Raw genomic sequence first — 1,050 nt, forward strand, 5'->3', positions numbered from 1 at the left:
ACCAAACAGACTTGAAAGATGGTAGCCAAGCAACGCCAATGCAACCAAGTCAAACAGAAGTTAAGACCACGGAAGGCACTTGGAGCTTCAAGTCCTACAATAAGACATCGGAAACCATCAATGGAGCAGACGCACACTTCGTAGGAGCCTGGGAATTCACCCCAGCGCCAACCTACAAGGCAACACATGAGTTTGTCAGCGGAACTCCAGGTAAAGAACTTCCACAAGAAGTGAAAGACTTGCTTCCATCAGACCAAACAGACTTAAAAGATGGTAGCCAAGCAACGCCAACGCAACCAAGTCAAACAGAAGTTAAGACAGCAGAAGGCACTTGGAGCTTCAAGTTCTATGACAAGACTTCTGAAACTATTAATGGAGCAGACGTACACTTCGTAGGCACCTGGGAATTCACCCCAGCGCCAACTTACAAGGCAACACATGAATTTGTCAGCGGAACGCCAGAAAAAGAACTTCCGCAAGAAGTAAAAGCCCTTCTTCCAGCAGACCAAACAAACTTGAAAGATGGCAGCCAAGCAACACCAACACAACCAAGTCAAACAGAGGTTAAGACCGCGGAAGGTACATGGAGCTTCAAGTCCTATGACAAGGCATCAGAAACCATCAATGGAGCGGATGTCCACTTTATCGGTACCTGGGAATTCACTCCAGCGTCAACAGTGACTCATAAGGCAACTCACGAGTTTGTCAGCGGAACTCCAGGCAAAGAACTTCCACAAGAAGTGAAAACCCTGCTTCCAGCAGACCAAACAGACTTGAAAGATGGTAGCCAAGCAACACCAACGCAACCAAGCCAAAAAGAAGTTAGGACAGCAGAAGGTACCTGGAGCTTCAAGTCCTACGATAAGACATCGGAAACAATTAATGGATTAGATGCTAAGTTTGTAGGTACATGGGAGTTTACAGCAAGCCCAGTTCCAACAGTGACTCATAAAGCAGTTCACGAGTTTGTCAGCGGAACTCCGGGTAAAGAGCTTCCACAAGAAGTGAAGGCCCTTCTTCCAGCAGACCAAACAAACTTGAAAGATGGCA

General features: G+C 46.8%; 1 protein-coding gene. It reads left to right on the forward strand.

Annotated features, from left to right (window positions below; genetic code table 11):
• The coding region (locus tag HMPREF2885_RS03630; protein ID WP_222563576.1) for an SHIRT domain-containing protein at positions 1-1,050 on the forward strand (1,050 nt) is incomplete at both ends.

The sequence above is a fragment of the Streptococcus sp. HMSC062H02 genome, assembly GCF_001813005.1.
GTDB classification, from domain to species: Bacteria; Bacillota; Bacilli; order Lactobacillales; family Streptococcaceae; genus Streptococcus; species Streptococcus oralis_S.